This window comes from Thiocapsa imhoffii (genome assembly GCF_016583985.1).
Lineage (GTDB): Bacteria > Pseudomonadota > Gammaproteobacteria > Chromatiales > Chromatiaceae > Thiocapsa > Thiocapsa imhoffii.
The window spans coordinates 1-3,039 of record NZ_NRSD01000063.1 but is presented as its reverse complement, the minus strand read 5'-3'; the positions used below and the strand labels follow the sequence as shown (position 1 = coordinate 3,039).

Sequence of the window (3,039 nt, the reverse complement as noted above, 5' to 3'; positions counted from 1 at the left end):
GGTTCCGAATCCGGTGCGTGAGGCAATGAAACGTTTTGATTCCAGCGATCGCATGCTCGACAAGGACACGGATACTGGAGTGATGACGATTCGCTCTATGTTGAATTTTGGTTAAGCTTGGATGTGGATTCACTTTTGATCGCTTTGGCCTTTTATGAGGTAAACGAATGTCGGCTCCACGTCCGTAATCAGTTACTGCGCCAAGAAAGCCAAGGTCGGCCCTCAGGGTCATGCCTTCAAACCAAGAAATGTTTGGAGGAAAGCATTTTTTCATGATCATATCGTCATGTACTGAGCCACCAAAAACTGGACTCATATAAAGTATTTTCAGGTCATGATTGGTGAGCGTTAGAACTTTGACGGTATGTCTTTTTTTTACCGCTGTATCGTTTCTTTTGATGGTCATCATCCGACGGTCGGACGCAGGCGACTTCTGTTCCATCAACGATAATATTGCTATATTTTTCAACAACATTTTTGAATTCGTCGCGTGACTGAACTGTTCGCTTCGGTGCGACGTTCAAGGACTCAAGAGCGCGGTTGAGCACGTCGGAGTACAACACAACGAAATCGTGTGCATGGCCTGCGCTGAGTTTAAAATGAAAACCAAAGAACATCGAAAGTGGGATCGGTTTTAAGGTAGTAAAGGACGAAAAAGAGGCGCTTTTCGTGGGTATCGAGAACACCCGAGGGACCTCCTTTCGGTAGGCATTTGATTTTCTTGTTACGGAGTTTTTCCTGCAACATTTGATCATAAGCATCAGCGAAGGCCGGAACGAGGGCGTCAAATTTCTCTCGACTCATGCCGATCGTTGCTTTGATGGTTCGATCGCGTTTAAGTTCGGTAAATTGATCGAAGACTGTCATCGTTTAAGCCCTTTAATAGCAGATCTCACTAAACTCTATGATATATGCGATAGGGCTTTAAGCACAAGGTACAACTCTAATATCATCCATGAAGGCATGCTACTGCAGATCTATATAAACCATATCATAGTTGCGATAGCGCTTAAGAAAAGGTTAGAACTCTAGTGATCAAAAATTTGCGCGCTCAAGATATGTTTGATGTAAAGCTTGAATATTGCTTCAATTCTAAGCATACACAGCAGATATTTACAGGATTTACTATTCTTAGAAAACAAGGTTTGATCAAATATTCAGAAAAACACATAAAATGTTCAGAAAATATCCAAACATCAATGCCGCGTCATGTGAGAGTTTTTAATGCACATCCGCTTACAGTGACTCTCAATAAAAGATATAGACTTTGCTACGATACCCATGACAGTTGGGAGATAGAAAGAAAAACACTCGATGACTGTGATTTCTATTTTAAGAGAAGCTGTTCTTTGGATATGTATAAATCATTGGGACTTGATTGCAGTAAAATTTACCCACTCGGCCTAAATTATCGCGTTCTTCCAAACGACATAGATCTCTCACACATTCTACGACAAGTAGACATAAAAGATGCAATTGAAATTTACAGTGAAACGATATATACAGCATTAGCAAAATGGACAGGGGACTCATACAAATACTTTGTCCCAACAGAAATGAACATGTCACAGGAGCCAGTTGTCAATGGGGAGCCTAAGGTCTTGTTTATGGCTAGAACCTGGGATCCATATGATGACGTAAAGCGCTCAAAAGAAAAGATTGAAATGAGATGTGCTGTAAATGAAAGTCGTGCGGTTTGTATTAAATCATTAAGAAAAGAGTTCGGTAGTCTTTTTTATGGAGGGTTCTCCCACACTGCTTATGCGAAAGCAATGTATCCAAACTTGCTTTTGCCTAACGAAAATACTTCGATCAAGCGTAGTTATATCGGGATGCTAAGAGAGTTCCCCATATGCATTTCGACTACAGGCCTTCATGGCTCGATAGGTTGGAAGATGGGTGAGTATGTTGCCTTTTCAAAGGCAATAGTTTCTGAGAGGTTGCAATATGACGTTCCTGGGAATTTTGAAGCTGGGAAAAATTATCTCGAGTTCACTCATCCTGATCAATGTGTTGAAAGTGTCGCATCCCTTATTGATAACACAAATCTGAGGATTTTAATGATGAATAAAAACAGGGAGTACTACTTAAATTATCTGCGGCCGGATAGAATTATTCTTAATACACTACATTTGGCGATAACTTCTACCAACTGATAGTGAAGTTGTTATTCAATTTCCCGGGGCTCTCCCGAATTTCATGGGAATGTGAAATCAATCTAAAAACAGTTATTTACCGCTAGATTTGAAGCACACATCAACTACGAAAAGTCGCTGAACACGAAAACTCTAACGCATTGATTCATATTGGCTCCACGCCGAAGCGAGCGTATCCGTTGAGATCCAAGCACACTCTTTGATACAGATGGGCGAGGTTGGTGATGCCGTAACAGCGTCGTTTGAGGACTTTCAATTTATTGTTGAGGCCTTCTACAAACCCGCTCGTCTGACGGTTGACAAAATAATTAGTGATCTCAGCGAAATGAGTTCTAAGCGTCCCAAGAAAGCGATCGAAACACCTGATTCCGCGATTCGAGACTTGTCGCATCCAGCGACGAATTTGACGTTTTCCTTGTCCTGTTGAAAGAGGTCTTTCATCAATCATTGTGCGCGCTTCGCACGTATCGTGAGCGTCTTTGATTTGGGGCGAGTGAACAAACAAACGATTGAGGAGACGACGCTCATCGTCGGTGAGATCCCCGCGGCGATGGCGCAAGAGCCCATGCACGTTTTTGAACTGATCCAATGTCGATTTCGTGAGCGTCCGCCGTCACCGTTTCCATTCCCGCTTTCGTCAGGTCTCAAAACTGTCCAGATACCGGCGAGCAATATGGAAACGATCTGCACAAATGAGCACACGTTTGCCGAAAACGCCTTTCGCAGCCCCAATGAAACCGGCATAGAGATCCGTGCAGATGACCTTGACGGTACGTCGTAACCGCTTGGGAATACTGTTAAAAAATGCCTTGACTGCGGCTTTGGTGCGCTCGCTGAGCAGTCCGATGACCTGCAGCATGCCGTTGATATCGGAACTGATCAC

The 3,039-nt window shown here is 43.0% G+C and carries 3 protein-coding genes and 1 pseudogene; 1 reads left to right on the top strand and 3 read right to left on the bottom strand.

Annotated features, from left to right (window positions below; genetic code table 11):
- Both CKO25_RS20555 and CKO25_RS20550 read right to left on the bottom strand, forming a co-directional pair.
- Positions 1 to 475, bottom strand: a 475-nt coding sequence (locus CKO25_RS20555; RefSeq protein WP_200389808.1) for a transposase family protein, incomplete at its 3' end; no start/stop codon positions are given.
- 119 nt (positions 476 to 594) lie between these two features.
- Positions 595 to 867, bottom strand: coding sequence for a hypothetical protein (locus CKO25_RS20550; RefSeq protein ID WP_200389807.1), 273 nt, complete (start codon positions 865 to 867; stop codon positions 595 to 597).
- 191 nt (positions 868 to 1,058) lie between these two features.
- On the opposite strand from CKO25_RS20550, the gene CKO25_RS20545 reads away from it, so the two are divergent.
- Entirely contained in the window at positions 1,059 to 2,156 is a 1,098-nt protein-coding gene (locus CKO25_RS20545) for a hypothetical protein (RefSeq protein WP_200389806.1), read from the top strand.
- Positions 2,157 to 2,301: 145 nt separating this feature from the next.
- Here CKO25_RS20545 and CKO25_RS21470 read toward each other — a convergent pair.
- Positions 2,302 to 3,015, bottom strand: a pseudogene (locus tag CKO25_RS21470) (ISL3 family transposase).
- Positions 3,016 to 3,039: the final 24 nt, after the last annotated feature.